Raw genomic sequence first — 26,450 nt, 5'->3', positions numbered from 1 at the left:
TTATACTCCCAAAAGGCCCTTATAAAATTCCAAGCAGGGAAGCTATGACAGATACAGCCACCACTGTGAGCAGAATTCTGTTGTAATAAGGCCCCTTCTTTCTGAGATAAAGGTAAATGATAAACACGGCTGCCAAAGGAAGAAGGCCCGGTGCTACCGTATTCATAATATCCTGCACCACAATCTCCGTTCCGCTGGAAAATGAGAATTTCAGCGGCGTAGTTATATTCACATAACTGGCGGATAAGGCTCCCATCATGGTAAGGCCGATGACATTGGCCGTAAATATGATGGATTTCATCTTGCCCCCATGAAGCAGGGATACCACCGATTTCTTTCCAAGCGTATACCCGTTATGGATCAATCCGTAAGCGATGGCAATGCTGATAGCCGGATACAAAATCAAAGGCATAATGCCTCCGATAGCGGAACCGCTGCTGGCAAACGGAAGGAAAATGGAAATGATAATAGGCATAATGGCCGCCCACACAATCGCATCTCCCATACCCGCTATGGGCCCCATGAGACCCGTTTTAATTCCGGTAATGGCCTCATCAGTCACATTTTCCCCGTTGGCCCTCTGCTCTTCCATGGAAATGGCAATTCCCTGAATGATGGCGCCGAAGATTCCCTCTGTATTAAAGAACACCAGATGGCGTTTTAAAGCCGTGCTCAGCTCCTCATCGGTCTGATAAAGCTTCTTTAAAACCGGTGTCATAGATGCGCAAAATACCAGACTCTGCAAACGCTCATAGGAATTGGAAAGTTCTGCTCCGGCATAATAAATCCACATGGATTTTGTAATATCTTTTTTAGTAAGCTTTCTTACCTGTGTCTGCTCTCCCATCTTAAACTGCCTCCTCCTTTAACTGGAATAAACCTAAAAGCAAGGCCATACAGGTTGCGAAAATAGCCACTGCCATGGTATCAAGCTGCAAATACATAACCGCAAAGAAACCGATGATAAAGAACGGCACCAGACTCTTCTTTCCAATGACGGACAGGGTGATGGCAAAGCCAAGAGCCGGAAGAATTCCTCCCATGATCTCAAAGGAGTGCATGAGCCAGCGGGGAAGGACGGAAATCAGCTTTTCCACTGCTGTTACGCCGAAAAAGTCAATGGCAAAAACAATGGGGAAACGGATGATAAAGCCTGCAATAGCCGGATAGAGGAAAGCTGCCCGTAAAATCCCCTTTGTATCGGCTTTCTCCGCATACCGGTCTGCCATATGTACCCAGATCGCATTGGTGCTTCTTCTCAACTGGTCTACAAATACTCCAATAACTCCAAAAGGGATGGCCAGGGCAATGGCGACCTCAGGGGTCATGTTGGACATCACGCCCAAAGGAATGGCGATACAGCCCGCAAGAGCCGGGTCACTTGGAACATTGCCGCCAGGGGTTGAGGTAACTCCCAGATAAACCAACTGAAGCCCCGCGCCGATCTTCATGGAGAGCTCCATATTTCCGGTCAGCAGGCCGACAAACACACCGATGACCACCGGTTGCAGCAGCATGGAAGAAAAGGTGTATCCAAATCTCAAGCGGCAGAACCAGTAATAAATTCCCATACATACAGCCAATGTCAAAACGCTCATACCATACCTCCTCAGTTATTGTATTTTTTTAAGATTGCATCCAGATTCTGGGGAACATCCTCAGGAATGGTCTGGAAAATCACCTTTACACCTGCATTTTGAAGATAGACCAGCTTTTCCACATCAGCATCATCCAGGGTAATATTCTGGAATACCACCTTACGGTTTGGAGCTCCCCCCAGACCTCCAACCTGGATATCCCGAACCTCGATTCCCCCGCCGTAAACCGCCTTCATGCTTTCCAGATCAGGAAGCAGTAAAAGCACCCGTCCGCTTCCAAACTGGTTTTCCTTCCACAGCTTTACGGCATCCGCCCTGCTGTAGCATTCCACCTTGACCCCTGCCGGAGCTGCCATGAGGTAAATCTCCAGCATAAACTCGTCGGCAGCCAGGCTGTCGCTCACTACAATGATCTTATTGGCCTGGGACTGGTTGACCCATTTTGTCATGACCTGCCCGTGAATCAGCCTGCTGTCAATCCTGCATAATACGATTTCTGCCATTTTTTAACTCTCCTTTTTTTCCATAGATTTTGTGACTTCACTGATCACATCAATGATCGATGCCTGACCCTGCTGCAATACGGAATCAAAATTCAAATCCTCCATGTACTTGATCTGGGTACAGGCTTCCAGCATGAGCGGCGCGTTGAGGCCTGAAATCACCTTGATGTTGCGGTCCCTCCCGACCTTGGCCCCCGCATTGGTGGTAGTCCCCCCGAACACATCCGTCAGGATTAAGGACTTCTCCGGCAGCCCCGCTGCAAATTCATCCACAAGGGCGTAATACTCCGAAAACGTCAATTCCGGTGTCAGCGCGATCTCATGGACAAAATCAACACTGCCCATGATCATCTTAAGGCTTTCCGTCAGCGCCATGCCCCAGCCTCCGTGGGTTAAAAGTAAAACCTGCGGTTTCTCCATATCATACCTCCTTTTTATTTCCCTTAAATGTCCTTGATAAAACGAATTGTAGCATACTACATTTTTAATGTCAATATTGTATTTGTATTATTTGTATAAGTTTCAATATGTATTTTACTACTTTTCTGTAATTATAACTTTTTTAAACGGGGAATATTGAATTTTGAAGCGGAAATATGATATACTGAATTTGAAATTCACTACAGAAACACTACAGAAATAACAACATTGCTTCCCTGTTCCGGAAGCAGTGAAAGAAAGGCTGCACCTTAAATGACGGAAAAATACGAACTTTTCACCTTAATGGCCCGCATTGACGGCATGTCCAACCAGTTCACCAAAACGGACTGGAAGATCGTCCAATACATCAAAAAATCCACCATGAGGTTCATTGAATTAAGCGCTCAGGAGCTGGCAAAGGAAATCGGCACGTCAGATGCCAGCATCATCCGCTTTGCCCAGAAGGTAGGCTACTCCGGGCTTAATGAGTTAAAATACACCATGCAGAAGGAAATTGACAAGAGCTCTTCTTCAGTCAACCACTCCGATTACTCCACCCTCTTAAATGACAACAAGATGCTTTTGGAAAGCCTGTTCAACTTGACAAACCCCATGGACCTCGATCACGCCAGGGAGCTTATGCTGAAATCCCGGCGCATCTTTATTGTAGGGCTGAATTTTAACCAGAACATAGCAGAAATCATCGCCCATAAATTTATGACCATCGGACTGACGGTACAGGCTCTGACCAATTACGATACCTTGAAGTTGTATCAAAGTCTGTCCCAGGAAGGCGATTTGTTCATCACCATCACCCTGTCGGGCAACCACAAGCAGTTGTCCTCTATTTTGGCGGACTTTAAAAAGAACGGAAGCAGCATACTCCTGGTCACCAACTACGAAAAATCCCTCTGCTCCCCCTACGCCAGCATCATCCTTTTGATTCCCAAGACGGACCTGCTGCACAGCAGCAACACCATTTCCAGGGAAATCCTGATTCTGGCTTTATTTGACATGCTGTTTCACAACTTCCTGACGGAAGATATGAAGTCATTCCAGAACTTTCAAAGGGCTGCTTCCTACTCAAAACTGAGCAGCGAAGATGATACCAGAGACGGGCTGAGAAAGTTCATGGACCTTTTTTAAGCGCTTTTAACGGAGAAAATATAAAAATAACTGCTTCGTCCGCAGGACAGAGCAGTTATTTTTATGTTTCATACTCTTCTGCACCCATTTCAATCCCACCCCCATGGATTCAATACTTTATGGAATATAATACCATATATAGAATTATCCTATAAATACCCTTCATTTATAGCACATTTCGATTTGACTAATATATAGGGCTAATGCATAATAAAATAGATTTTTTTTGGAATACCGGCTTTTACTGCATATTTTTTACCTATCGATACAAAATAACCTACAAAAATAAGACAGGTGCATCCGTGATAGAAATAAAAAACATAAATAAAACCTTTGGCGATCTGCAGGTTTTAAAAAACGTCAGCCTGACCATAGAAGACAGTCAGGTATACGGGCTTACAGGTCCCAGCGGGGTGGGAAAATCCACACTTTTAAATTGTCTGGCCGGGTTGGATTCTTATGATTCCGGCTCTATTGTCGTGGATGGCGTACAACTGGAATCCTTAGGAGAAAAGCAGGCAAGGCTTTTCCGCAAAAACATGGGAATGATCTTCCAGAACTTTTCCCTGGTCAGCCGGAAAAATGTATATCAGAATATCGCTCTCCCCATGGAATGCTGGGGCGTTCCAAAAGACGGCATAAAAAAAAGAGTCTATGAACTGGCAGAAATGGTAGGATTAAAGGACAAGTTAAAGTCCCGGCCCTCAGAACTGAGCGGCGGCCAAAAGCAGAGAGTCGCCATCGCGCGAGCCCTCACCATGAATCCCAAGTACATACTCTCCGATGAAAGCACCTCCTCTCTGGATCCCAATATCACTTCCTCCATCTTGAATCTTCTGGAAGAGATACGAAAAGAAATGGGGATCACCATCATCATGGTCACCCATGAAATGCCGGTGGTTCAGCAGTTCTGCCATAGGATGGCAATTCTGGAGAACGGAGAAGTATCCGCCCAGGGAGATGTAAAGAAACTCTTCCTTCAAAAGCCTCCTGCCCTGCAAAAACTTCTGGGGACAAGCGAAAGAATTGATATCCCCTCATCAGGCGTCAACCTCATATTAGAGCTTTCCTTCGGCACCTTACTGTGGGAACTGGGAAAACTGCTGAAAAATCCCTATTCCATGGTGGATTCAGACTTTTTTGAATTCCGTGACCAGAAATACGGCAATGTGACCATAAATGTGGATACAGAAGATCTGCCCATTTGCCAGAACTATCTCCAATCCCATGGAATCACTTACCGCGCTGAAAGGAGGGCACCTTGATGAACACCATATCCTTGTGGCTGGAAAGGTCCTATTTATTTCAATACTTTCCATCGGTCATTGTACCGGCAGTCTTCGCTACCCTTCAAATGGTTTTTGTCTCCGCCATTTTATCCATCTTTTTTGGCATGATCCTTGGCATTATTTTGTTCATAACAGACAAAAACGGACTCTCTCCCAATCCGGGAGTAAATTATATCCTTGGGAAGGTGACAGATATCGTCCGGTCATTTCCCACCATGATTTTAATTGTTGCCATTGCCCCCCTCACCAGACTGGTGCTGGGAACCAGAATCGGAACAGAGGCGGCCATATTTGCAATCACCATCGGCTGCACCCCATTTGCAACGAGAATGACGGAAAATTCCCTCCAGACCGTGGACCCTCAACTGATCAAGGCGGCCAAGGCATTCGGCGCTTCCAAACCCCAGATCGTATACAAGATCATGCTGGTGGAAGCCCTGCCCAGCCTGGTATCCAACTTCACCATCATGCTGATCAATATGCTGAACATGACAGCCATGGCAGGAGCCGTCGGGGCCGGAGGCCTTGGAGCAGTGGCCCTCACCTATGGGTATCAGCGTTTTGATTATGCAATCATGTACTTCATTGTTGCAATACTCATCCTGTTGGTTCTTCTGATCCAGGGATTGGGAAAAATGATATATAACAAATTGAATTGACAAAAAGGAGAAAAAATGAAAAAGAGAACTTTATTTTTAACATTAGCTGCCATAGCAGCAATCGCAGGAATGACCGGATGCGGGAAAAACGACACCGCACCCAAAACAACAGAGGCCACCCAGCCTGCCACTGCTCAGGAAACTGCAGCAGTCCAGGAAACAGAAGCTTCAAAGAAAATCGTAATCGGAGGCACCGCTATTTCCAAGGTTTACTATGATGCCATTAAGGATATTTTTGAAGCCAAAGGATACGAAACAGAGTTTAAAACCTTTGATGCCAACCCGGTGGTTTTGGAAGCCTGTGCAAGCGGTGAAACGGACATGGCTCTGGGACAGCATAAAAAATTTGTCATGAGCTATAATGCAAACAACGGCTCAGCCCTTGACATGGCAAAACCATACGCCATGTATACCGGAATCGGCCTGTATTCGGAAAAGCATGCCTCAATCTCAGAATTTCCCGACAATGCCAGGATTGCAGTCATGAACGACGCCATGAATGAGGACATCGCCCTCCGGATTTTAGAGCAGGAAGGCTTAATCAAACTCAATGCAGACCAGAAACAGGCCACAGTCGCCGACATCGTTGAAAACCCGAAAAACCTTGAGATCATTGAAATGGAACAGGGGCAGACAGTAACCGCTTTGACAGATTTAGACGGAGCATGTGTATTCTTTACCCACATGGCCGCCGCCGGCAAGGATGCTTCTTCTTATATTGCAAGGGACAATTCCATGATCAACTACCCTATGGGCGTCATTGTAAAAGAAGAGAATGCCGCTTCCGACTGGGCTGTCGCCTTTGCAGAATGCTTCAAGGACAAGACTGTTCAGGAAAAGATAAACAAGGCATTTCCAAATGTATTTGAATTCTATACCAGCGATGATCAGGTGAAAGAATAATGAATCAATGGAAAGAGGATACCGCTAAATTATATGCTTCCCTGGATCTGGCCCGCAGGGCTGTAGGGGTAAAGCTGATTGAAACGGAAACTGAATTTCAAAAAACAGAAGCGGTCTTGCCGAAAAGGCCCATCCGCTACTGCCAGATGATAAAAGGCGCTTCTGCAGGCCACAGCATCAAGGCTCATGGGGAGTCCTTTTCCTGTCAAAGCGGTCCAAGAGTCCTGGGTATCAATCCGGCAGATGAAAAAAATGCCCGCGGGGAAAACTGGGCCAGACTGGGGCTCTATTCCAGCCAGGAATTAAGCGCAGAAATACGGGCCGGACTTTCCTACTCACAAAAGCCCATGTACGGGGTTCTGGTACAGCCTCTGGAAAAGTATGATGCCGAACCGGATGTGGTGGTGATTGTGACCAATCCCTATAATATCATGCGGATCACACAGGGATACGCTTATTCCTACGGCATGCCGAAAAACATCAATATGCTGGGGAATCAGGCCGTCTGTCTGGAGTGCTCCGCAAGGCCTTACGTGACCCAGGATATGAACATTTCCCTGCTGTGCACCGGCACAAGACACTTGACGGTCTGGGGAAAAGAAGAAATGGCAGTGGGAATCCCTGTATCCAGATTTTCCAAAGTGGTTGACGGGATTTTTAACACCATTAACATCATGGAAGACGATGAGAATAAGAAGAGAATTGCAGCTAACTTTGCAGAACTGGGAATCCCCTTTGAAGTGAAATACCAGTACAATTATTATAAGGATTGCTAAAAGAGGAGTTTAAAATAAAAAAGATGAGCATGAAATGCTGCCAAAAGACCCCGGCACATTTCATGCTCATTCTTATATGTCAGTGAATCAATAAATCACTTATTACTTCCTTCCTGAAAATGCATTGATAATGGATAGTAAAATAACTGCGCCTATGATGGAAACAACCAGACTCCAGAGATTAAACCCGGTAATGCCGGTTCCACCTAAAATACTTACCAAAAATCCGCCGATCAAACCTCCGGCGATACCTGTTGCTATGTTGGCAAAAGCGCCCATTCTCTTATTATTTCCAGTAAACATGCTGGCAATCCAACCAGCAACAGCACCAATAATAATCCAGCTTATAAGTCCCATAATCGATTCCTTCTTTCTACAATTTTATGCGTAATTTTGTTTGTTGTCATTTACTACCGGGTAATCCGGTAAACCATTTTAAATTTCTGCAAGAACTGAAAAACCAGCCTTGCATGAATGTAAAGATACTGTATGAGGTTTTATCATTATCAAGGATTTACCATTATATTGTACCAAGTTTATATTTTTTATACACAATAAAAGGAACATCCTTGTAACTTTCATCGTCATTTACCATTTGTTTTATACCATTCTCCATGCTTTATATTCCAGCACGTTTTTAAATCAGTTAAATAATCAATTAATCTTCTATTTACAAACAATTATACACCATATTTCCTATTATTGCAATATGTTTATAGTACAATTAAGCATTTTTTTATAAATTTCACTGCCCACAGCCAAAGAAGATATAAGATTTATGATCATTGAGTAAAGCAAACTTAGGGAACTATAATCATTTACTCCCATTTCTAACTGACTGATCCATAAAAAAGGAACACTGCTTCACAGATGATTTTTCACCTGCTTTACAGCATTCCCTTTTTCATAGACTAAATATTAATTTCTTATAAATGAATTTCAAGACCGCCGTCTACATTTAAATTCTGGCCAGTTACATAGCGGGAATCCTCTGATGCCAGGAATACCATACAGGGAGCCACATCTTCCAAAGCATCTCCAACGCGGCCAAGAGGCGGAACAAATGCCTCCACCGCTTCCTGCGGCATCTTCGCAAATCCCCTGTCCGACTGTTCTGTCACAGCAAGAGGGCTTAAACAGTTTACATTGATGTACGGTCCCCACTCCCTTGCAGCTACCATAGTCAGGCCCATAATTGCCGCTTTTGCAGCCACATAAGCTCCAAATAATGCAGAGCCCTGGAAAGCTGTTGCAGAAGAAATGTTGATGATCTTTCCATACTTCTGCTCCATCATAATTGGCTGGCAAAGGCGCATTAAATCCCAGGAAGCCTTTAATCCGCTGTTCATTACAGAATCCCACATCTCATCTGTGTGGTCCATAATAGAAATAACCTGTGTGGCAGATACTGCATTGTTAACAAGGATATCAATGCGGCCAAATTTCTCCATAGTGGCATCCACCAGGTTTTTCAAATCATCATAATTGGTCACATCGCATTGCAGTGACAGGACTTCTGCGCCCTCTTTTTCACAGTCCTCCGCCGTCTTTTGGAGCTTCTCTTTCCGACGCGCACAAATAGCAAGCTTTGCACCTTCTCTTGCAAAAGCAATTGCAGTGGCCCGTCCAAGTCCGCTGCTTGTTCCTGTAATAATCGCTACTCTTCCTTCTAGTTTACCCATAAGCATTACTCCTTTTTTTCTATTCTAACACTTAAAGTCGGCTTTAAGTCAAGAGGAACTTTTTAATATTGACTTTATCTTCAATCCGGAGGTAAACTAAGGGTAAACGGAGGTAAATATTATGAGGTATACAATTACCCAGGCGGCCGAAAGATGTAATGTAAAGCCCCATACACTGCGCTTTTATGAAAAAGAAGGACTCCTTCCATTTGTGGAAAGAACTCCTGGCGGAATCCGTTCTTTTAAGGAAAGCGATCTGGCCTGGCTTGAAATCGTCAATTGCCTGAAGGAAACAGGGCTGCCAATCAAGGAGATCAAAGAATTTATTGACTTATTTATGCAAGGCGATGCAACGTTAAAACAGAGACAGGCTCTCATCAAACGCCACAGAGATGATGTAAAAAAACAGATAAAGGCCCTTCGAAACAATTTAAAAATCATTGAAGACAAAGTGTTATACTATGAAGAAGCCGTTAACGCCGGTACAGAAAGCATTCATGAAGCCAAGTATCCCTTCATAAAAGAAACCTATTAAACCAGAAAAGCCAGAAATAAAGTGCCCTCAATTCCAGATTGAGAGCACTTTATTTCTGCTCTTCCACAAAATCAAAAAACCCTTGACTTAAAGTCGACTTTAAGTTGTATAGTGAACCCATAACAAGTTCCCAAAGATTTCCAATCCCGCAGTTTTTGGCATTTTTCAAACGCCTGTATCACCATATAACAATGAGGAGGTATACAAAATGAGGTTAAAAGACAAGGTAGCCATTATCACAGGTGGGGCATCCGGCATCGGACGGGCTTCAGCAGAACGGTTTGCAAAAGAAGGGGCCAGGGTTGTGGTTGCAGACATGAACAGGCAGAACGGCTTGGACACTGTCGCAGGAATCAAGGCAGAAGGCGGAGAAGCAAGCTTTTTTGAAGTTGATGTGGCCGATGTCAGCCAGGTTAAAGCGATGATCGATTTTGCAGTAGAAGCATACGGCAGGCTGGATATTCTGTTCAACAATGCCGGTTATCCTTGTGCCGCCGGAATGGATGTGGAAGAGGAAGATTACGACAAGGGTATGGACATAAACCTTAAAGGCGGTTTCTTTGCCGTAAAATACGCCCTGCCTGAATTCCAGAAACAGGGCGGAGGCAGCGTTATATTCACAGCATCGGTAGGCGGTATGGTGGCTTCCACCAACAGCCCCCTCTATGGTGCTGCCAAAGGCGCTGTTGTAAACCTGACCAGAAGCCTGGCTGTAAAGTACGCAAAAGAAAATATCCGTGTAAACTGCCTCTGCCCAGGACCGACTGACACAGCAATGCTGCCCCTGTTTACCAGCAGACCGGGCGATGAACTAAGCCAGGAAGATTCTATGAAAGTCATCATGAATTCCACTCCCATGGGCCGGGTCGCTCCATCTTCAGAACTTGCAAATGCAGTTCTGTTCCTGGCTTCCGATGAAGCAGCCTTCGTTACCGGTGTCATATTACCGGTAGACGGCGGATATGTTGCAAGATAGCCTGAAATACAGATTTCTTCCTTTGAATTCCCCCAGAGGCGATCACCTTTGGGGGAATTTTTACTGGCAAAGAGCCTAAAAAAAGACCAGGCACTTTCATGCAAGGTCTTTCCATTTTGTTTAAGCCTGTACCACACAAGATGAAAACAGCGATAAATCGCTTTATTCCATTGTGTAAGGCATAAGAGCGATATGTCTTGCTCTCTTAATAGCAACGGTAAGCGCTCTCTGGTGCTTTGCACAGTTGCCTGTAATACGTCTGGGAAGGATTTTTCCTCTCTCAGATACATATCTCTTTAACTTATTTACATCTTTATAATCAATAACGCCGTTCTTCTCTCCACAGAATACACATACTTTTTTTCTTCTGCGCATGCCGCCTCTTCTGATCTTAGAGCCATCAGCCTTATCATTTCTGTTATATGCCATTGGTCTTGCCTCCTGTTAGATTTAGTTGAATGGAAGTCCTTCGTCTTCGACTCCATCCGGAATGTTCATAAATCCATCGCCGATCGCACTGGAAGGTGTTGGTCTGGAAGTGGGCTGATAACCGCCGCCTTCTCCCGGAGCCGCTCCCTTGCTGTCTGCGAATTCCTGATCTTCTACAATTACATCGGTTGTATAAACCTTTACGCCGTCTTTATTCGTATAACTTCCAGTCTGGATCCTTCCGGAAACCAATACTCTCATACCCTGACGAAAATACTTCTCTGCAAACTCTCCTGCCTTGTCAAATGCAACACAGTTGATGAAATCTGCAGTCTGCTCATTGCCGTCCTGATTTCTGCGTCCTCTGCGGTCAACAGCAAGGCTGTACCTTGCGATTGCCATAGCGCGCTCTCCTTGGGAATATCTTACTTCTGGATCACGGGTTAATCTGCCCATAAGGATTACTTTGTTCATACGATCACGCTTTCTTTATCTATTATGCCTCTTGTCTTACGCATAAGTATCTGATAACCGGCTCCATAATGCGAACGTGTGATTCTAATTCGTTCGGTGTTGTGGAATCGCCATCAAATTGGATGAAGTAGTAGAATCCCTCTTTCATTTTCTGAATTTCGTAAGCTAATCTCTTCTTACCCCATTCATCAACGTTGGTTACAGCGCCATTGAAGCGAGTGATATAGCCTGTCACTTTCTCCATAGCTGCTGCTCTCTCTTCATCCTCGAGTTTTGCGTTAAGAACAACGGTTAACTCATATTTGTTCATGCTTCGTTACCTCCTTGTGGTCTCTGGCCCCTGCTTTCAGTTTCAGGAGCAAGGATTTAATATGTCACGAAATAACATTATACCGGAAACTTTTTATAAAAGCAAGCATTTTTCTCGTTTTCCGGCACTTTTTTGTATTTTTTCGGCGTTTTTTTCTGATCAGAAGAGTTTAAGCCTTTGGCGTTCCGTCAGGAGACTTCAAACCTCTGGTATTTTTCTCCACCAGCTTCCTTGCCACCATGATCTGATGGGAACATCCCATGCATTTTAAACGGAAATCCGCCCCTACCCGCAGGATTTCCCATTCCTGGCTCCCGCAGGGATGGGGCTTTTTTAACTTTACAATATCTCCGACTTCATAAATCATTCCATACACCTGCCCCGTCCGTTTTTGCAGTTCTTTTTAACAATTGCCGCTTATTTTAAAATAGAATCAATCTGCTCCAGCTCTTCCTCTGTGAATTCCAGATTCTTTAAGCAGTCCACGTTTCCTTCCAGCTGCTTGATGCTGCTGGCTCCGATCAGTACAGAGGTCACGGCCTCTTCCCGAAGCACCCAGGAAAGTGCCATCTGGGCTAAGGTCTGCCCCCTCTTTCCTGCCAGCTCATGAAGAGCCTTGATCTGGGCCAGCTTGTCCTCGGTCAGATAGCGTCCGCCTACCGTGGTTCCTTCTCTCGCCGCCCTGGAGCCTTCCGGAATGCCGTTTAAGTAGCGGTCTGTCAAAGCTCCCTGAGCCAGAGGGCTGTAGCAGATGCAGCCTGCGCCGTTTTCCAAAAGAGCGTTAAACAGCCCTTTTTCTGCATCCCTCTCAAACATGTTGTACCTTGGCTGGTGGATGAGGCACGGCACACCCTGTATCCGCAGCATCTGGATGGCTTCCCTCGCCTCCAGTTCGCTGTAGTTGGAGATTCCCACGTAAAGGGCTTTTCCCTGTTTTACAATGTCAGCCAGGGCTCCCATGGTCTCCTCCAGAGGGGTTTCCGGGTCGGGCCTGTGGTGGTAGAAAATGTCCACGTATTCCAGTCCCATGCGCTTTAAGCTCTGGTCCAGGCTGGCCATCAAATACTTTCTGGAGCCCCAGTTTCCATAGGGTCCGGGCCACATATCAAAGCCTGCCTTGGTGGAAATGATCAGCTCATCCCGGTAGGTCCCCAGATCGCTTTTTAATATCTCCCCAAAGTTTTCCTCCGCTTTTCCCCTGGCAGGAGCGCCGTAGTTATTAGCCAGGTCAAAATGGGTGATTCCCATGTCAAAGGCTCTTAAGAGAATCTTCCTCTGCTCTGATACCAGCTTTTCCAGGCCAAAATTCTGCCATAGTCCCAAAGACACTTTTGGGAGCAGAACTCCGCTCCTTCCACAACGTTTATACTCCATGTTCTCATATCTGTCTTCTGCTGCCTGATACATTCTGCCGTTCCTCTCTTTCTGCAAGTCCTTTTATCGTAACCTTACGTGATTTCATCGAAAAACACTCCGTTTAAAAGCCGGATGCGCTCTGCCAGAGCCATGCTCTCCTCCGGCACCGGCGGTTCCCCGTATCCAAAGAGCCAGGAGGTCAGTTCCCCGATTCCCATGGACAGATGGGGTTTTAAACCGGCATCTGCACTCACACGGGCCAGAACCGATCCCTTGCGGTCCAGCTTCCACCGGTATATCCCTGCATTCTGGGGGATAAAACCGTCCTTCACCTCAAGAAGCAGCTCCATCTCATCAACAGGGCAGTCCTCTTTTAAACAGATCACGGAAACAAACTGCTCCAGATGAATGATCCGTCCCATAACAGCCGGCTTTTTGGGCCCTGTTTCCTTTACATAGTCAGGAAGGCAGATCAGCTCCCTCTTGTTCTCCGCCATTTCCCCGTAATAGGCCCAGATACCGGCCAGCTCCTCTTTTTCGTCCCTGGTATAAAGGAGAATCAGATCGCCCTTATCGCTTCTCACCTCCCGGCACAAATCCCGGTAATAGCCCTCATCCCGCAGGGCATAGACCTCATAAGACTGCTCCAGCAGCCTGCCTGCAAACCGCGCCGCTTCCCTGGATTCTGCGGACTGCTCCACAAGCGCCCGTCTGCTGAGCTGGGAAAGCCCTTTTTCATTCAGCTCCTGAGAAGGCAGATCGCAGATATAGGTATAATCAAAGGGGCGGTAAATGGCGGGATCAGCGGGAACCAGAAAACTAAAGCCCATCCGCTCCGCATACATATCGGAAAAGCAGCGGAGCAAAAGCCGTCTCATATATCCCTGATGCCGGTACTCCGGATCAGTCGCCACTCCCGCAATATAATCCGTCTTCCAAAGGCGGTCCCTGATCACCACATCATAAGGATTGCGGTGAAGCATAGCCGCCAGCCGTTCTCCGTCCCAGGCAGTCAAAATCTTATTTCTCCTGACCCGGTCCGAATAATAGTAGTCCATAAAGCTTTGGGAATCCTCGTCAAATACCTTTCCCCACAGTGCCTTGCTTTCGATTTTCTCTTCCTGCTTTAAATACCGTATTATCATTTAAAAGCCCTTCTGGATCACTCCGTATTTCCTGGCGAAGCCAATGGGGTAATAGGACATTTTCGCCTGCCTTAAGCCCTCCATTCCCACATCGTCTTCCCTGTTTACCAGTACCAGTTCTTCCGTATAAGCATGAATCAGAAACTGCTGATTGATAAACTGATAAAGACCCTTTATATTGGGGTCTGCCTTTTCAATATGGATGACAGCCATTTTTTCGAGGGCATTATACGTGCCAATGGTAAATGCCTTCAGCTTGCCATCAATATAGATTCCAGCCATTCTGGCGTGGTGCATGGTGCAGTTTTTCAATATGTCATGGACGCCCATCACTTCATATTCAAGCTGGCGCTCATATTCCGGGGACTCCACCTTGTTTTCCCACCATTTATCGAGAAATTCCAAAACATCATCCCGGCCTGAGCAGTAAAGTGTTCTGTATTCATACCGTCCTTCATATTCCCTTAAAAATGAATTCAAATGATTCTTTTTCTTGTGAAGCTTCTTCCCCGCAAGAGTTCTCATGGCCTGGGCATCGTAAAGATAATCCTTTAAATCCTCTTCCTCCCTGACATCAAACTTCTCCGGGTCCAGATTTAAATATTTAACCGCGTCCTCATCTGCAATGTAAATGCGGAGAGGCTTTTTTAAAACCTGGTTAAAGTAATCCGTTATTTCCTGAAAATAATGGGTTAGGTCTTCTTCCCTGCACATGGGCATGGCTGAAAATGGTTCTCCATCCTTTTCCATTAAGAACAGCAGCGCACGGTTATCGCTGATGGCATACTGCACGTTGTAGTATTCCCTCCATATAAAACTGTCTAAATATACACTGTCACATGCCTTGTTGGGCCGCAAGCCGTAAAACGGAATGATCTTGTCAATATCCTGGGCTTCCAGCCTCTTAAATTGTAAATTCATAATTGTTCCCTTCTATAATTACTAACTTTTCTTAATAAAATCTGTATTGCATTTAGGACAATGAATGCTGATTTTCCCTTTGCCTCTGGGAATCCTGATCTTTTGCCCGCATTCCGGACATTTATAAATGTGGTATTCCCTGAACTGGCTGAATTTAAAACGCCATCTCCGGAATTTCTCCATAAAGCGAAAGCAAATTCGTTCAAACCGCTGATTTTCCTCAAACCGCTTTCCGATATTTCTGGAAAACATGCGAAAGCAGCACCAGGCCAGGCAGACGGAAGACGCCGTATGGAGCCACGGATTCCTGATAAGCATTCTTAACACCATCAAAACAAACGCCGTCCAGATCAGAAACTGCCCCAGCTTGTCCGGGCCGTACCTTCCGACCATAAACCGCATAAAATGCTCTCTAAACCGATTCATACCAATGTCTACCAATCCTCTCTGTTTTGTCTTAACTATAATAACGTACGGAGGGAAAGTCAATGTTCCGGCAGAAAATTTCATAATTATTTCAGAATTGTGCCTTAAATTTGTCACCTTTTCCAGCCTGCCTGTATTACCTTGTTTCCCTTATATTTCATACACAATTCAATTTTTCCGTCATATAAAACCATTATAAGGAGTGATGAACCTATGCATAAATTTCTTCTGTTAGGCGGCGATTCCAGGCAGGTTTTTTTAAGCCGCATTCTGGCTGGAAACGGTTTTAAGACAACCATTCACTATGACAGCGAAGATTCCTCTTTTTCCATGGAAGAAGCCATAAAAAGCCACAGTATCATACTTTTCCCCATCCCATTTACCAGGGATAAAATCAGCCTGTTTTCCGCTCAGCCCATGGATGACCTGGGAATTGGAAATATTCTCAGCCTTTTGACCCCTGAACACACCGTGTTTGGAGGAAGTATTCCTGCCTATGTAAAAGAATATGCGAAAACGAACGGCATTGCCTGTTTTGACTATATGGACATGGAAGATGTCACCGTAAAAAACACCATTGCAACGGCAGAAGGCGCCATTGCCGAGGCCATTAAGCTGAGCCCCTGCTGCCTTCACAAAAGCAAATGCCTGGTCACAGGGTTTGGAAGGTGCGCAAGGACTCTGGCGCTTAAACTAAAGGGGCTGGACGCCCTCGTAACCGTAGCTGACCGAAACGATACACAACTGGCTTTTGCCGGTTCCATAGGATTTGATACGGTCCCGCTTTCCGATATGAAGCCGTCTATGGGAGAGTATGATTTTATCTTTCATACCATACCGGCGCTTATTTTTGAAGAAGACTTAATCCTGTCCATGAATCCGGAAGTCACAATCATTGATATTGCCTCCGCTCCGGGCGGAGTTGATTTTGAAGTTTGCAGACAGCAGAATATCCGGGCCAAATTATGTCTCGGACTGCCGGGAATCTATGCGCCCCAGACATCGGCTGAAATCTTATTTGAAGGAATTGTTAAAAATCTATCATAAAGGAGTCTCACAATGAAACTGGAAGGAATGAAAATCGGCCTGGCCTTTACCGGGTCCTTCTGCACCTTTGACAAAATAGAAAAAGAAGTGAAAGCCCTGGTGGAAAAAGGCGGCGACGTTTACCCCATATTTTCAACCAATACACAGACCACCAATTCCCGGTTTGGAGACACGGGAGAATATATGAAACGCATTTCCGACATAACGGGCCATGAGCCCATATTGAGCCTGGAGGAAGCAGAGCCTATCGGACCCAAAGGCTATCTGGATATCCTTCTCATCGCTCCCTGCACCGGAAACACCCTTGCAAAGCTGGCTAACGGCATTACCGATTCTCCCGTTCTCATGGCCGCCAAGGCCCACTTAAGAAATGCAAAGCCCCTGGTCATTTCCCTTTCCACCAACGACGCATTGGGGATCAACTTTAAAAATGTGGGGGAATTATTTAATGTCAAAAATATTTACTTCGTTCCCTTTGGTCAAGATGATCCCGTAAAGAAGCCCAATTCCATGATCGCCCACACCCATTTGATTGCCGACACCCTGGAGCTGGCACTGGAAGGAAAACAGATACAGCCCGTCATTTTATAACCGGAAAGAGGAAGCAGCAGGAACTAAATAAGCGGTTCCTGCTGTAATAAGTCTCAACACACCTCACTACTTCCCCTCCATCTCATATAATAGTAATGTCATTAATTATAAAAAGGAGTGAAATCATGCCCCCATTCCCAAATCATAACAATGGTCCGGTGGGCCCCATGCCAGTAGGACCGCCCCCTTCCGCCACACCTCAGAGGAGTTCCCAGGCCCGCGCAGGGACAAAAATGGTGAGCCCCGGCTCCATCAGCAACTGCATTGGACATTTTACTTATGTATGGTTAAGCAATGGACAGGAATTCTGGTTCTTTCCCGTCCAGGTCTGGTTTAACAGCGTCGCTGGCTTTCGCTGGGACAGAAGATTCGGCTGGTCCTACACCGGAATTTCCCTAAACCGCATTGACATGTTCACCTGTTCCTGATAAAACAGGCAGATTTTGAGCCTGCAAAATTAATTTAAAAAAAATAAAAAAAGGCCAGGGCTGACAGGTACTTTTCAATATTTTCATCATAACATAAGGCAAATTGTTTTATTGAAAGGCATTCAAATTATGGCTTCTTGCCCTGTAGGATTTTTTTCTTATACCATCAGACCCGGCGATACGCTGTGGCTGCTCTCTCAACGTTACGCTACTACCATTGATGCAATTACATCTGCCAATCCTGGCCTGACCGCAAACAATTTACAAGTGGGAAGGGTTATCTGCATTCCCGCAAGAAGGCCCCGGCCTCCGGTTACGCCGCCTTCTTCCGGCGGTTCCTCAGGAGGCGGCACAGCTCCTTGCCCCGTAGGTCTTCGCACCTATACCATTCAGAAAAATGATACCTTGTGGATGCTGGCACAGCGCTATTGCACCACAGTAGACACCATTTTGGCCTTAAATCCCGGCTTAAACCCCAACAACATGATGATCGGCCAGACGATCTGGATTCCTGCCGGATACCGTCTGCCCGAACTGCCCATCTGGTTCCGCTCCCAGGCGGTTGCTCCAGGGGAAACAAACAGCAATAATGGAACGAATTCTTCCACGGAAGAAACGTGCTTATACACCATTGAAGCCGGAGATACCCTGTGGCTGCTTTCCCAGCGCTACCACACCACTGTGGAAAACCTCATGGCCGCAAATCCCGGTGTCAATCCCACCAACTTATTCATCGGCCAGGTGATCTGTATCCCCAGAGCAGGCGGCAGTAACGTTCCTCAGCCGTTACCTGTACCAGAGCCCAGACCGGTCCAGCCGATTCCGCTGCCCAGGCCTGTTCCAGTGCCTGCACAGCCGACTACACAGCCTCAGCCTGCTCCAATGCCGACTCAGCCAACGACTCAGCCTATGCCTGCTCCAATGCCGACTCAGCCGACTACACAGCCTATGCCTGCTCCAATGCCGACTCAGCCAACGACTCAGCCTATGCCCACACCTATGCCGACTCAGCCCACAACCCAGCCTATGCCCACACAACCCACGACACGACCCCAGCCTGCGCCAATGCCTACTCAGCCCACACCCATGCCTACGCAGCCTGCTCCCATGCCCAGGCCCATTCCAATGCCTGAGCCCATACCCGAACCGCCCGTTTCCTCCTGGATCAGCAAAGAAGAACAGGATCTGATCAACTATCTCCGCCTCTTATGGTCACAGCATGCTTACTGGGCCAGAATGGCGATGCAGAGCATGATCATGGACCTTCCCGATGCACAGCCGGTATCTGACCGTCTCATGCAGAATACGGCGGACTTCGAAACAGTCCTTCAAGCCCTCTACGGAGAGGATGCGGCAGCAAACTTTGCAGACCTGCTGAACGAACATCTTACTCTGGCTAATGAATTCATCACAGCCACAAGGGGAGGAAATACGTCTGCAGCCGCTGACATCGAACGGCAATGGACGGAAAATGCAGATCAGATTGCAAACCTTCTCAGCAATTTAAATCCCTACTGGACGGAAGAAGAATGGGGAAATATGCTTTCCGACCATCTCGACCTTCTAAAGAGGGATGCCTCTGATATGATGTCCGGAAACTTCGCAGACAGTATCAATACATTTACCGGCATCGAAGGAAATGTGCTGGATATGGCCGACACCATGGCTCAGGGAATTGCAGCCCAGTTTCCTCAGTATTACAGATAAGACCGCGTTTATGGCAAAACCCATATAGAGATAGGCAAAAGCCTCAGAAACCCCTGCTACAGGCTTTCTGAGGCTTTTAACAGCCCTTATATCAAAGCACCCTATCCCATTATCCTGTTAAGAAGCTGCTGATAACTGTCAACGTGATCATATACCACACGGCCGCCGGACAGCGTGGTAAAAAGCTTCTTTGCACAGTCGATTTTTGCCCTCTCAATGGGACGCAGATTCAGGCTTTCCATGGTTCCCTTAGTCTCCGCCACAAAGAATATATGCTTTACCGTTCCTTCTTCAAATGCAATTGCCCAGTCCGGAGAATAATTCCCAACCGGCGTCGGAATCTTAAATCCCCTGGGAAGCTTTGCATATACACACACTTCTCCGGCTCCATCTAAGTCCTCTGCAAATTTTCTCTCCACACTCTTTTCAGCAAAACCATCCGCAAATACGTAGTCCTGTATATGCTTTTCAGCCCGAAACGCCGTCTCAATGCCCTGGGCGTGTTTCCCGGCTGCAAAAATCACGCTGTCATATTCACCTTCAATCTGATCGTAAGAAATATGTTCCACAACCACTGCTGCCTTTTGTTCATTGATCAGGCGGATCACCTTTGCGATAAACTCCTCCGGATTATTTTGAAACATGGCAAACCTGGCTGGACTGATCCCCTGCAAAACAGCCGCAGCGGTCTTCCGGGTCAAAACGCTTCCTTCCGCCACCTTTCCAACGAGATCATACTTTACCCGGCTGATTTCTGTATGCTTTAAGGCTTTCGTTTCCGTCTTCGCACCATAAAAAGAAGCTTCCTCAGCGACCATTCCCCGGTTGACATTTTCCCTTTGCAATCCCTTTGAAAGCGTATACTGAAGCTCCGATACAAAGAGCTCCCGGTCAATGGCTTCCACCGCTTTTCTTATCAGCTCTTCAGAGTCAAAATCCACTTTATAAGCATACTTATGGTTGATATATGCCCAAAGGGTCTGAAATTCTTTCTTATAGAAATTGTCATTGAGGGGATTGCCTGTGACCTTTGTCCTATTTCCGTCCCCAATCATATTTTTCAATACATGTTCATCAAATATACCCTGAATCAGACCATGGACTTCCTCTTCTATGGAGCGCAAAGCCTCCGGCAGAGGGGCCAGACAACGGTTCTTTAAATCTGCACGGTAAGAAGACGTGATATGATCCCGGTCATCAATATAATCACACTTAATTAAATAACGGTAAATCAGCCCAGCCTGTTCATCCGTTATCGTGACCTTCCTGTCCCCCGCTCTTACGGTCTGGCCTGCAAAATACTCCTTATCAGCCTTCACCGGCCTGTCATGCAGATTCTCTTTCATATCAGACTGTAAAGCCGACACAAAAGAGGCATAGCCTTCGCTGGCAATAACCGTCAGCATATTGATATCATGAACCTCATCACCGCAAGCTTCCCTATCCATCCGGTTGCCCTGCCGGTCAACACAAAGCCGGAGCCCGCGCCCCACCTCCTGTCGCTTCTGCGCTGCGCTGTCCCCGCCGTGCTTTAAGGTGCAAATCTGAAATATATTGGAATTGTCCCAGCCTTCCCGCAATGCCGAGTGGGAAAAGATGAATCTGGTCGGCTCTTCAAAGGAAAGCAGCCGTTCCTTATTTTTCAAAATCAGGTCATAAGCCGAAATATCATCTGAAAATTCATTTCCTCGTTTCACTGCACTGTTTACTGCCCGTCCCTTTTTATCAATGCTGAAATACCCCTTATGCGTATCATGGACCTGAATTCCGTTTAAGTACCGGCCGTATTCCGGGTTGAACGCCTCATACTCTTTTAAAACATTTAAATATTCTTCCTCAAACATCTTTCCATAATCACCCAGCAGCTCATTTCCTTCGTCGTCGTACTGGCGGTAATTTGCCACCTCATCAATGAAAAACAGCGACAGAGCCTTGATGCCTTTATTAAAAAGCTGTTCTTCCTTTTCAAAATGGGAAAGAATCGTCTCCCTGATCTGGATTCTGCGGATATCCCGTTCTGAAATATCCCCTGTCACGTCACCCTTGTGAATGACTTCCCCATTTGTAAATGTCACAGTTCCCACAACAGGATCAATTTCCGAAATAACATACCCTTTATACTGCTCTAACGGAGGCATATGCTTCCCGGCAGAGCGGTGATAAAGATTATCTCCCACATCGAATGCTGCCGTCTCACGATTGATGGACTTCTGGTAATTGCGTTCAAACTCAATTCTCGCCCTGGGAGCATGCTTTGGGGATATCACAATGCTTTCCAGGTACAGGTATCCTTCTGTTCCGCGGAAGTTTTTCACCTCAAAGCCTTTTACCTCTATTTTCTTGACCAGACGCTTGTTATATGCATCCAAGGCATCAAGCACATAGACCAGATTGTGCTGTTCTTTATGCGTGGCGGAATAGTTGAGACAGAATAAGGGATTGAAATTCCAGAGCGCCTTCTGGGTAACAGCACCGCCCATTTTCTGGGGTTCATCCAGTATGATAATCGGGCGATTCGCTTTAATCACATCAATGGGCCTTCTGGAAGCGAACTCATCCCGTTTGGAATATATGATCCTGCTCTCCTTGTTGTTGGCTCCCTCTTTTAAGGAAGAGGCAAAGGCCTGGGTATTGATGATCATGACATTGATTCCAAAATTGCTGGAAAAGCTGTCAAGCTGGCTGAGATCAGAGCTGTTATAAATAAAGAATCTGACTTTCTTTCCGTACTTCTCCATAAAATGTTCCTGGGTGATTTCAAAAGACTTATGTACGCCTTCACGAATTGCAATTGATGGAACAACGACAATGAATTTGCTCCAGCCATATCTTTTATTCAGCTCAAACATGGTCTTGATATACACATACGTCTTTCCGGTTCCCGTCTCCATTTCCACGTCCAGGGAGCACCTTCCAAGATGGTTCACAAGGTTTTTGGATTGTTTCAGATTATTTAATACCTGAATTTCACGAATATTATGCAGCAATTGTTCATCTGACAACTGGATGCTTTCATTCCGAAAGGCTGTATCGTCAATGTCCTCCCAGTCCTCACGAAGGACACCCTCCACGTCCAGGCCCATCTGGCCCTCAAACTGATTTTTATAATTCCTCTCCCTGCCCCTTTTGCCTAAATCCCGAATATAACCGGCGCTTTCATAATAGGGCTGTCCGTCAAAAATCCGGACAACGCTGTCAACCGCCTCTGTCTGGTACTGCTGTATTTTAAAATTAAACCGCACAGTGCCGTACCTCCTATAATATAGCTTATGAGAAATTGATTTTTAACTTCTCATAAAAGATGCCGCTTTCAGCACCATCCATCCGATTACGCCGTGCCCTCTGGGTATGATTTTCATAATATTCTCCTTACAGTACCGGGGCTGTATGCCGCAAAAATCTGTTCAAAATTTGCCATGACTGAGTCATTTGTCATGCCGCCATCCCGAAATACTGCATAATGCGGTTTTTTCTTTGCAATTTCAGTTACCACTTCATCGGTGATCGCAGAGTCAAAGCATGCCATCAAAAAACCATTCTCAACGCTAAATACCCTTTTACCATCAATGCCGGTTTCCGCAATGTCACTGGAAAGCAAAATGCCTAATTCAAGCATTACCTGATACAGCAGATCTTCTGCCGTTCTGTCAGCCTTGATATTGTCAGCCATGTTAAATAAAGCCGTCTGGCTGTACTCTGCAGGGCTGTAATATACGTCTTCCATATTGCTGGAAGCGCATGAAAAAACTCTGAAACCGCAGTCAAGGCTGGGATTTATATTTTTCAGCATCTCTCCTGCTTTAGCGATCCTCATTTCCCCTGCATCACATATATTTTTGAATCCAGCCTGCCCAAGAGGGGTTTCTTCCCCGCATTCTTCCGGTATTTGAACCATAATAAAGGTTCTGTTTAAGTTATCCTCCGCATTTGCAGCCATCACCGCATGTGCAACGGTTCCTGAGCCTGAGAAGAAGTCTAGAATGATGTCATCCTTTCCGGTAAATGACATAATATGTTCCTTGCAGATTTCAACAACCTTGGGGGTATCAAAGGGGACTCCCAAGCCTTCCAGCAGTGCCGTATCGCTGCCGCCGTAATAAATGAGAGAAGGGATGTTTTCATACATATTTTCACTTAACAGGTACTTTCGTGTGGGCTGAGTCGTCTCGTCTTTTCCAAACAGAATAAGGCCTTTGTTCTGCAAATCCTTCATGGTGGCACTGGGATTTCTCCAGCCCCGTTCAGGGATTGGACATGGTTTTTGGGTTACCGGATGAATTAAGGGGATGAAGTAATCATCAGGTGCCTTTTTCTTATTAGGCCAGGCCATAGACACCCCTCTGTATACTTCTCCGTGTTCATCAATCTTGTTATATGCTTTTTCACCGCCGCTGAGCTCTGCCTGCTTTGAAATCCACTGTGAAAATTCTGTATTTATTTCTTCTAAAGTATGACCTGCTTCCATTTTTGAAAATAAGGCTTTGGCTTTTGCAAGGATCATATCGGCGTTCTTTTTTAGTCTTTGCATTTTGCAGGAATCCAGGAATGTATTTTTATTTTTGGCATATGCAAGGATATACTCATGCTGATAGGAAATGCCTCTCGCATCGCCTTTTGGATTTCTTTTGTCCCATATTATGGTTCCTAAATCGTTTTGCTCTCCGAAGATTTCGGCGCAGATCTTTTGGAGATTAACGATTTCATTTTCATCCATATTGATCAGGATGATTCCTTCATCAGACATTAAATTTCGGGCCAATCTCAGTCTTGGGTACATCATGTTCAGCCAGTCTGTATGAAACCGGCCATTTGTTTCATTATTCAGACGGAAATTGAACAGAATGTTTCCATCGTCGTCATATTTTCCGCTTATGCGGTTGAATTCTTCATTTGATAATATAAAATTATCGTCATATACAAATGAATCTTTTCCTGTATTATAAGGCGGGTCGATATATATTAATTTTATTTTATCCAGATACGTTTCCTGGAGAATTTTTAATACTTCAATGTTATCTCCTTCTATGTAGACGTTTTTGGTGGAATTAAAATTTATGCTCTTTGATTTGCAGGGACGTAATGTTGATGTGGTCGGTTCATTTGACAATAAAATCCCCCTCTGCTTATCCGGCCATGTGAATCTGTATCGTTCTTCTTTGCCTTCAACCGGAACGCAGCCGATTTCAGCTTTGAGAATATCTATGTCAATGGCTCTTTCGATTATGGGGGTTCCGTTTTCATCATAGCCTGTGATTTTTTCGGTAAATGCGTGGGGGAGTATGGCTTTTAACTTGTTATAGTTTTTATTATAATTGTCATTTATCTTTAGCTTTTTCATGTTTATTTCCTTTTAATTTAAGCTTGGGGAGGGATTAGAAATAATTTTTTCAATAAATTCATGCCTCATAAGTTTATAATACAATTTCATACTATAATCAAATTTAAATGACTTAATATGATTATGTTATCAAGAAAGAGTAATTCCTTCCAGTAATTATATGTAATATAAAAATCAATACATTCTTTAACAGCTAGTTTAAACAATAAAATAAAGTTATTGAAATCGACCTTATATGGATTCTACTTTTCCAACGGAATCATTGAATATTTAAGTTTAATGATTGTTTAATCTCATTTTTCTTAAAACAAATTAAATCTATATCACTGACAGTAACATCACTTCTCATATTTTTTCTTTGCTATTCATGATATCGGCTAGAACTTCTGTCCTTTTTTAGTTTTCTGGTTTTGTTTTCATTCATTTTAATTCCTTATTGGATAAACCGGTTACGGAAACCAGCCATGGTAATTATTTCTAAACGAATCGTTCCATCTTCCCAATATTGACTATTTCCAGCGATTTATCTGCATCATATCGAATAAAGTTCATATGTATATATGTATCCTTTACGATACCATTTACAACAGAAACGATATTCTTCTCTTGTTTACTTAAACCTTCACTATTTCCACAAGAATTAATAACCACTCTAATCACCTTGGTTTCCTGTCCATCATTTTCATAGACTAAAATCCATTTATCTGAAAATGTCCAGAAGAAATTTTTTTATATTGTTTTCTTTCAAATATTCATACATCTCTTTACTTTCATAGTAATTCATAAATCTCATGCTTGAGTATTCCGGGGCAAAATGCCCCGTCTGTCTGGTCTCAGGAAACCGCAATTTCGTTTTATAGGAAACCACTGTTCCAGAACTAGAAACCGTAGCTATAGTTCCCTTATACTGTATTTATGCGTCAATGACGTAAATACAGCATAAGGAGGTCACACTATAACCAAGTATCGTGAGATACTCAAAATTTCAAGCTCGAATCTCAGTCAGACTAATTTATTTTGATCTATCCAACAGATGAAACAATACATTATCTTTTACGATTGAATATTTTTAAATGTTATTATACCATCTATACAGGATTTCTTCAATTTTCTTATTTTAAAGATATTTGTCAAATCGTAAGCTCTTGTAATTACGTTGTATATTATTCTCTTGTATCTCCCCAGAGAGAGTATAATGATCATCATCTATCTGTACATTTATATTTTTTATTTAAAACAGTTATTGAGTTTTAGTTTATTCAGTAATCTTACGAAAATATACCTTATATATGATTCTTGTTCGTCAGACTGGAGATTGGCTACGGGCTCCCTCCATATTCATTCTCACAAGCTAAATCCTTGCCCCCTCTTAAATTGTACTATAATAGCAAACCAAAGCAAAAGACCTCAGAAACCATTGTTTTATTAGGTTTCTGGGGTCTTCATAGAGGAGGCAACAGCCAGATTTGAACTGGATATTGCTCAAAAAACGTAGGAAAAAGGAGGGTTTGGCGTGCCGGGATGGGGTTGCGCAAGCGGGGGGCAAACAAAATTAATACATTTCGGGTAAAAATAATATTTTAAAGTCATTTCTAAAATGCTATATCTGATTGGTTTATAAATCTCATTTATATACTCAAAATCAGCATTAAACTAGAAATTATATTGTTTATTGGTTGCATCCTAATTCATCATATCATTATGTCAACCCAAATATACAAGCTATATTTTCTGTTCAACAATAATAAATTGAGGGAGCAAGCTACATTTTTTCTTGACAAAATATAAACC

General features: G+C 44.7%; 27 protein-coding genes. 11 read left to right on the top strand and 16 right to left on the bottom strand.

The annotated features are described in order from the left end of the window. Window positions 1–19: 19 nt before the first annotated feature. Genes QM657_RS07550 through QM657_RS07535 form a run of 4 tightly spaced genes read right to left on the bottom strand, consistent with a single transcriptional unit; the run spans window position 20 to window position 2,521 of the window. Entirely contained in the window at window positions 20–847 is an 828-nt protein-coding gene (locus tag QM657_RS07550; protein WP_415065990.1) for a PTS system mannose/fructose/sorbose family transporter subunit IID, read from the bottom strand. Window position 848: 1 nt separating this feature from the next. Then, on the bottom strand, window positions 849–1,598 hold the full coding sequence (locus QM657_RS07545; RefSeq protein ID WP_415065989.1) for a PTS mannose/fructose/sorbose/N-acetylgalactosamine transporter subunit IIC: 750 nt from the start codon (window positions 1,596–1,598) through the stop codon (window positions 849–851). A gap of 11 nt (window positions 1,599–1,609) precedes the next feature. Beyond that, complete coding sequence (locus QM657_RS07540) at window positions 1,610–2,101, bottom strand: PTS system mannose/fructose/N-acetylgalactosamine-transporter subunit IIB (RefSeq protein ID WP_415065988.1); 492 nt, start codon at window positions 2,099–2,101, stop codon at window positions 1,610–1,612. A gap of 3 nt (window positions 2,102–2,104) precedes the next feature. After that, window positions 2,105–2,521 (bottom strand): PTS sugar transporter subunit IIA, encoded by a 417-nt coding sequence (locus tag QM657_RS07535; protein WP_415065987.1) that lies wholly within the window; start codon window positions 2,519–2,521, stop codon window positions 2,105–2,107. A 273-nt stretch (window positions 2,522–2,794) separates the two neighbouring features. Between QM657_RS07535 and QM657_RS07530 the strand changes: the two genes are divergently transcribed. The 5 genes from QM657_RS07530 (at window position 2,795) to QM657_RS07510 (ending at window position 7,294) form a co-directional block, all read left to right on the top strand. Continuing rightward, the gene (locus tag QM657_RS07530) at window positions 2,795–3,667 is read left to right on the top strand and encodes a MurR/RpiR family transcriptional regulator (protein ID WP_415065986.1); all 873 of its coding nucleotides are present in this window, start codon (window positions 2,795–2,797) and stop codon (window positions 3,665–3,667) included. A gap of 302 nt (window positions 3,668–3,969) precedes the next feature. Then, window positions 3,970–4,932 carry a methionine ABC transporter ATP-binding protein gene (locus QM657_RS07525; RefSeq protein ID WP_415065985.1) on the top strand — a complete coding sequence of 321 codons (963 nt, stop codon included), beginning with the start codon at window positions 3,970–3,972 and terminating at the stop codon, window positions 4,930–4,932. After that, window positions 4,932–5,615, top strand: a complete 684-nt coding sequence (locus tag QM657_RS07520; RefSeq protein ID WP_415065984.1) for a methionine ABC transporter permease — start codon at window positions 4,932–4,934, stop codon at window positions 5,613–5,615. Before QM657_RS07525 ends, QM657_RS07520 begins: the two co-directional genes overlap by 1 nt. A 15-nt stretch (window positions 5,616–5,630) precedes the next feature. Then, complete coding sequence (locus QM657_RS07515; RefSeq protein WP_415065983.1) at window positions 5,631–6,518, top strand: MetQ/NlpA family ABC transporter substrate-binding protein; 888 nt, start codon at window positions 5,631–5,633, stop codon at window positions 6,516–6,518. Next, a complete protein-coding gene (locus tag QM657_RS07510; protein ID WP_415065982.1) occupies window positions 6,518–7,294 on the top strand; it encodes a DUF169 domain-containing protein in 777 nt (258 codons plus the stop codon). Before QM657_RS07515 ends, QM657_RS07510 begins: the two co-directional genes overlap by 1 nt. Window positions 7,295–7,396: 102 nt before the next feature. Here QM657_RS07510 and QM657_RS07505 read toward each other — a convergent pair whose 3' ends face one another. Continuing rightward, complete coding sequence (locus QM657_RS07505; protein ID WP_415065981.1) at window positions 7,397–7,651, bottom strand: GlsB/YeaQ/YmgE family stress response membrane protein; 255 nt, start codon at window positions 7,649–7,651, stop codon at window positions 7,397–7,399. Between the two features lie 569 nt (window positions 7,652–8,220). Further along, entirely contained in the window at window positions 8,221–8,976 is a 756-nt protein-coding gene (locus tag QM657_RS07500) for an SDR family NAD(P)-dependent oxidoreductase (protein WP_415065980.1), read from the bottom strand. 121 nt (window positions 8,977–9,097) lie between these two features. On the opposite strand from QM657_RS07500, the gene QM657_RS07495 reads away from it, so the two are divergent. Beyond that, window positions 9,098–9,511: a MerR family transcriptional regulator gene (locus QM657_RS07495; RefSeq protein WP_415065979.1), complete on the top strand. Its 414-nt coding sequence runs from the start codon at window positions 9,098–9,100 to the stop codon at window positions 9,509–9,511. Window positions 9,512–9,719: 208 nt separating this feature from the next. Continuing rightward, window positions 9,720–10,487, top strand: coding sequence for an SDR family NAD(P)-dependent oxidoreductase (locus QM657_RS07490; RefSeq protein ID WP_415065978.1), 768 nt, complete (start codon window positions 9,720–9,722; stop codon window positions 10,485–10,487). A 162-nt stretch (window positions 10,488–10,649) separates the two neighbouring features. Here QM657_RS07490 and rpsR read toward each other — a convergent pair whose 3' ends face one another. The 8 genes from rpsR to QM657_RS07450 form a co-directional block, all read right to left on the bottom strand. After that, window positions 10,650–10,916 (bottom strand): 30S ribosomal protein S18, encoded by a 267-nt coding sequence (gene rpsR / locus QM657_RS07485; RefSeq protein WP_415065977.1) that lies wholly within the window; start codon window positions 10,914–10,916, stop codon window positions 10,650–10,652. A gap of 21 nt (window positions 10,917–10,937) precedes the next feature. After that, window positions 10,938–11,390, bottom strand: coding sequence for a single-stranded DNA-binding protein (locus QM657_RS07480; protein WP_415065976.1), 453 nt, complete (start codon window positions 11,388–11,390; stop codon window positions 10,938–10,940). Window positions 11,391–11,412: 22 nt separating this feature from the next. After that, window positions 11,413–11,700: a 30S ribosomal protein S6 gene (gene rpsF / locus QM657_RS07475; protein ID WP_415065975.1), complete on the bottom strand. Its 288-nt coding sequence runs from the start codon at window positions 11,698–11,700 to the stop codon at window positions 11,413–11,415. A gap of 169 nt (window positions 11,701–11,869) precedes the next feature. Continuing rightward, on the bottom strand, window positions 11,870–12,067 hold the full coding sequence (locus tag QM657_RS07470) for a DUF951 domain-containing protein (protein WP_333651922.1): 198 nt from the start codon (window positions 12,065–12,067) through the stop codon (window positions 11,870–11,872). A gap of 50 nt (window positions 12,068–12,117) precedes the next feature. Next, a complete protein-coding gene (gene mgrA, locus QM657_RS07465) occupies window positions 12,118–13,107 on the bottom strand; it encodes an L-glyceraldehyde 3-phosphate reductase (RefSeq protein WP_415065974.1) in 990 nt (329 codons plus the stop codon). 41 nt (window positions 13,108–13,148) lie between these two features. Continuing rightward, window positions 13,149–14,201, bottom strand: coding sequence for a GNAT family N-acetyltransferase (locus QM657_RS07460; RefSeq protein ID WP_415065973.1), 1,053 nt, complete (start codon window positions 14,199–14,201; stop codon window positions 13,149–13,151). Continuing rightward, complete coding sequence (locus tag QM657_RS07455) at window positions 14,202–15,122, bottom strand: DUF2156 domain-containing protein (protein WP_415065972.1); 921 nt, start codon at window positions 15,120–15,122, stop codon at window positions 14,202–14,204. 21 nt (window positions 15,123–15,143) lie between these two features. Then, entirely contained in the window at window positions 15,144–15,548 is a 405-nt protein-coding gene (locus QM657_RS07450) for a hypothetical protein (protein WP_415065971.1), read from the bottom strand. 213 nt (window positions 15,549–15,761) lie between these two features. On the opposite strand from QM657_RS07450, the gene dpsA reads away from it, so the two are divergent. The 4 genes from dpsA to QM657_RS07430 all read left to right on the top strand — a co-directional run bounded on the left by dpsA (window position 15,762) and on the right by QM657_RS07430 (window position 19,321). Continuing rightward, window positions 15,762–16,595, top strand: a complete 834-nt coding sequence (dpsA, locus tag QM657_RS07445; protein WP_415065970.1) for a dipicolinate synthase subunit DpsA — start codon at window positions 15,762–15,764, stop codon at window positions 16,593–16,595. A 12-nt stretch (window positions 16,596–16,607) separates the two neighbouring features. After that, entirely contained in the window at window positions 16,608–17,186 is a 579-nt protein-coding gene (locus QM657_RS07440) for a dipicolinate synthase subunit B (protein WP_415065969.1), read from the top strand. Between the two features lie 167 nt (window positions 17,187–17,353). Continuing rightward, window positions 17,354–17,614, top strand: coding sequence for a hypothetical protein (locus QM657_RS07435; RefSeq protein ID WP_415065968.1), 261 nt, complete (start codon window positions 17,354–17,356; stop codon window positions 17,612–17,614). A 129-nt stretch (window positions 17,615–17,743) separates the two neighbouring features. Continuing rightward, window positions 17,744–19,321, top strand: coding sequence for a LysM peptidoglycan-binding domain-containing protein (locus tag QM657_RS07430; protein WP_415065967.1), 1,578 nt, complete (start codon window positions 17,744–17,746; stop codon window positions 19,319–19,321). 101 nt (window positions 19,322–19,422) lie between these two features. Here the strand turns inward: QM657_RS07430 and QM657_RS07425 are convergent, their stop codons facing one another. Both QM657_RS07425 and QM657_RS07420 read right to left on the bottom strand, forming a co-directional pair. Then, window positions 19,423–22,563, bottom strand: a complete 3,141-nt coding sequence (locus QM657_RS07425) for a type III restriction-modification system endonuclease (protein WP_415065966.1) — start codon at window positions 22,561–22,563, stop codon at window positions 19,423–19,425. A gap of 113 nt (window positions 22,564–22,676) precedes the next feature. Continuing rightward, window positions 22,677–24,659 (bottom strand): site-specific DNA-methyltransferase, encoded by a 1,983-nt coding sequence (locus tag QM657_RS07420; protein WP_415065965.1) that lies wholly within the window; start codon window positions 24,657–24,659, stop codon window positions 22,677–22,679. Window positions 24,660–26,450 lie beyond the last annotated feature (1,791 nt).

The organism is Lacrimispora sp., from assembly GCF_047605665.1.
In the GTDB taxonomy this organism is placed as follows: domain Bacteria; phylum Bacillota; class Clostridia; order Lachnospirales; family Lachnospiraceae; genus Lacrimispora.
This window is presented reverse-complemented; position numbering and strand designations above follow the sequence as displayed.

What these genes read in the sequence shown, in the direction of transcription:
- QM657_RS07550 (WP_415065990.1), bottom strand. Translation starts at nt 847, where the DNA reads ATGGGAGAGCAGACACAGGTAAGAAAGCTTACTAAAAAAGATATTACA.
- QM657_RS07545 (WP_415065989.1), bottom strand. Translation starts at nt 1,598, where the DNA reads ATGAGCGTTTTGACATTGGCTGTATGTATGGGAATTTATTACTGGTTC.
- QM657_RS07540 (WP_415065988.1), bottom strand. Translation starts at nt 2,101, where the DNA reads ATGGCAGAAATCGTATTATGCAGGATTGACAGCAGGCTGATTCACGGG.
- QM657_RS07535 (WP_415065987.1), bottom strand. Translation starts at nt 2,521, where the DNA reads ATGGAGAAACCGCAGGTTTTACTTTTAACCCACGGAGGCTGGGGCATG.
- QM657_RS07530 (WP_415065986.1), top strand. Translation starts at nt 2,795, where the DNA reads ATGACGGAAAAATACGAACTTTTCACCTTAATGGCCCGCATTGACGGC.
- QM657_RS07520 (WP_415065984.1), top strand. Translation starts at nt 4,932, where the DNA reads ATGAACACCATATCCTTGTGGCTGGAAAGGTCCTATTTATTTCAATAC.
- QM657_RS07515 (WP_415065983.1), top strand. Translation starts at nt 5,631, where the DNA reads ATGAAAAAGAGAACTTTATTTTTAACATTAGCTGCCATAGCAGCAATC.
- QM657_RS07510 (WP_415065982.1), top strand. Translation starts at nt 6,518, where the DNA reads ATGAATCAATGGAAAGAGGATACCGCTAAATTATATGCTTCCCTGGAT.
- QM657_RS07505 (WP_415065981.1), bottom strand. Translation starts at nt 7,651, where the DNA reads ATGGGACTTATAAGCTGGATTATTATTGGTGCTGTTGCTGGTTGGATT.
- QM657_RS07500 (WP_415065980.1), bottom strand. Translation starts at nt 8,976, where the DNA reads ATGGGTAAACTAGAAGGAAGAGTAGCGATTATTACAGGAACAAGCAGC.
- QM657_RS07495 (WP_415065979.1), top strand. Translation starts at nt 9,098, where the DNA reads ATGAGGTATACAATTACCCAGGCGGCCGAAAGATGTAATGTAAAGCCC.
- QM657_RS07490 (WP_415065978.1), top strand. Translation starts at nt 9,720, where the DNA reads ATGAGGTTAAAAGACAAGGTAGCCATTATCACAGGTGGGGCATCCGGC.
- rpsR (WP_415065977.1), bottom strand. Translation starts at nt 10,916, where the DNA reads ATGGCATATAACAGAAATGATAAGGCTGATGGCTCTAAGATCAGAAGA.
- QM657_RS07480 (WP_415065976.1), bottom strand. Translation starts at nt 11,390, where the DNA reads ATGAACAAAGTAATCCTTATGGGCAGATTAACCCGTGATCCAGAAGTA.
- rpsF (WP_415065975.1), bottom strand. Translation starts at nt 11,700, where the DNA reads ATGAACAAATATGAGTTAACCGTTGTTCTTAACGCAAAACTCGAGGAT.
- QM657_RS07470 (WP_333651922.1), bottom strand. Translation starts at nt 12,067, where the DNA reads ATGATTTATGAAGTCGGAGATATTGTAAAGTTAAAAAAGCCCCATCCC.
- mgrA (WP_415065974.1), bottom strand. Translation starts at nt 13,107, where the DNA reads ATGTATCAGGCAGCAGAAGACAGATATGAGAACATGGAGTATAAACGT.
- QM657_RS07460 (WP_415065973.1), bottom strand. Translation starts at nt 14,201, where the DNA reads ATGATAATACGGTATTTAAAGCAGGAAGAGAAAATCGAAAGCAAGGCA.
- QM657_RS07455 (WP_415065972.1), bottom strand. Translation starts at nt 15,122, where the DNA reads ATGAATTTACAATTTAAGAGGCTGGAAGCCCAGGATATTGACAAGATC.
- QM657_RS07450 (WP_415065971.1), bottom strand. Translation starts at nt 15,548, where the DNA reads ATGAATCGGTTTAGAGAGCATTTTATGCGGTTTATGGTCGGAAGGTAC.
- dpsA (WP_415065970.1), top strand. Translation starts at nt 15,762, where the DNA reads ATGCATAAATTTCTTCTGTTAGGCGGCGATTCCAGGCAGGTTTTTTTA.
- QM657_RS07440 (WP_415065969.1), top strand. Translation starts at nt 16,608, where the DNA reads ATGAAACTGGAAGGAATGAAAATCGGCCTGGCCTTTACCGGGTCCTTC.
- QM657_RS07435 (WP_415065968.1), top strand. Translation starts at nt 17,354, where the DNA reads ATGCCAGTAGGACCGCCCCCTTCCGCCACACCTCAGAGGAGTTCCCAG.
- QM657_RS07430 (WP_415065967.1), top strand. Translation starts at nt 17,744, where the DNA reads ATGGCTTCTTGCCCTGTAGGATTTTTTTCTTATACCATCAGACCCGGC.
- QM657_RS07420 (WP_415065965.1), bottom strand. Translation starts at nt 24,659, where the DNA reads ATGAAAAAGCTAAAGATAAATGACAATTATAATAAAAACTATAACAAG.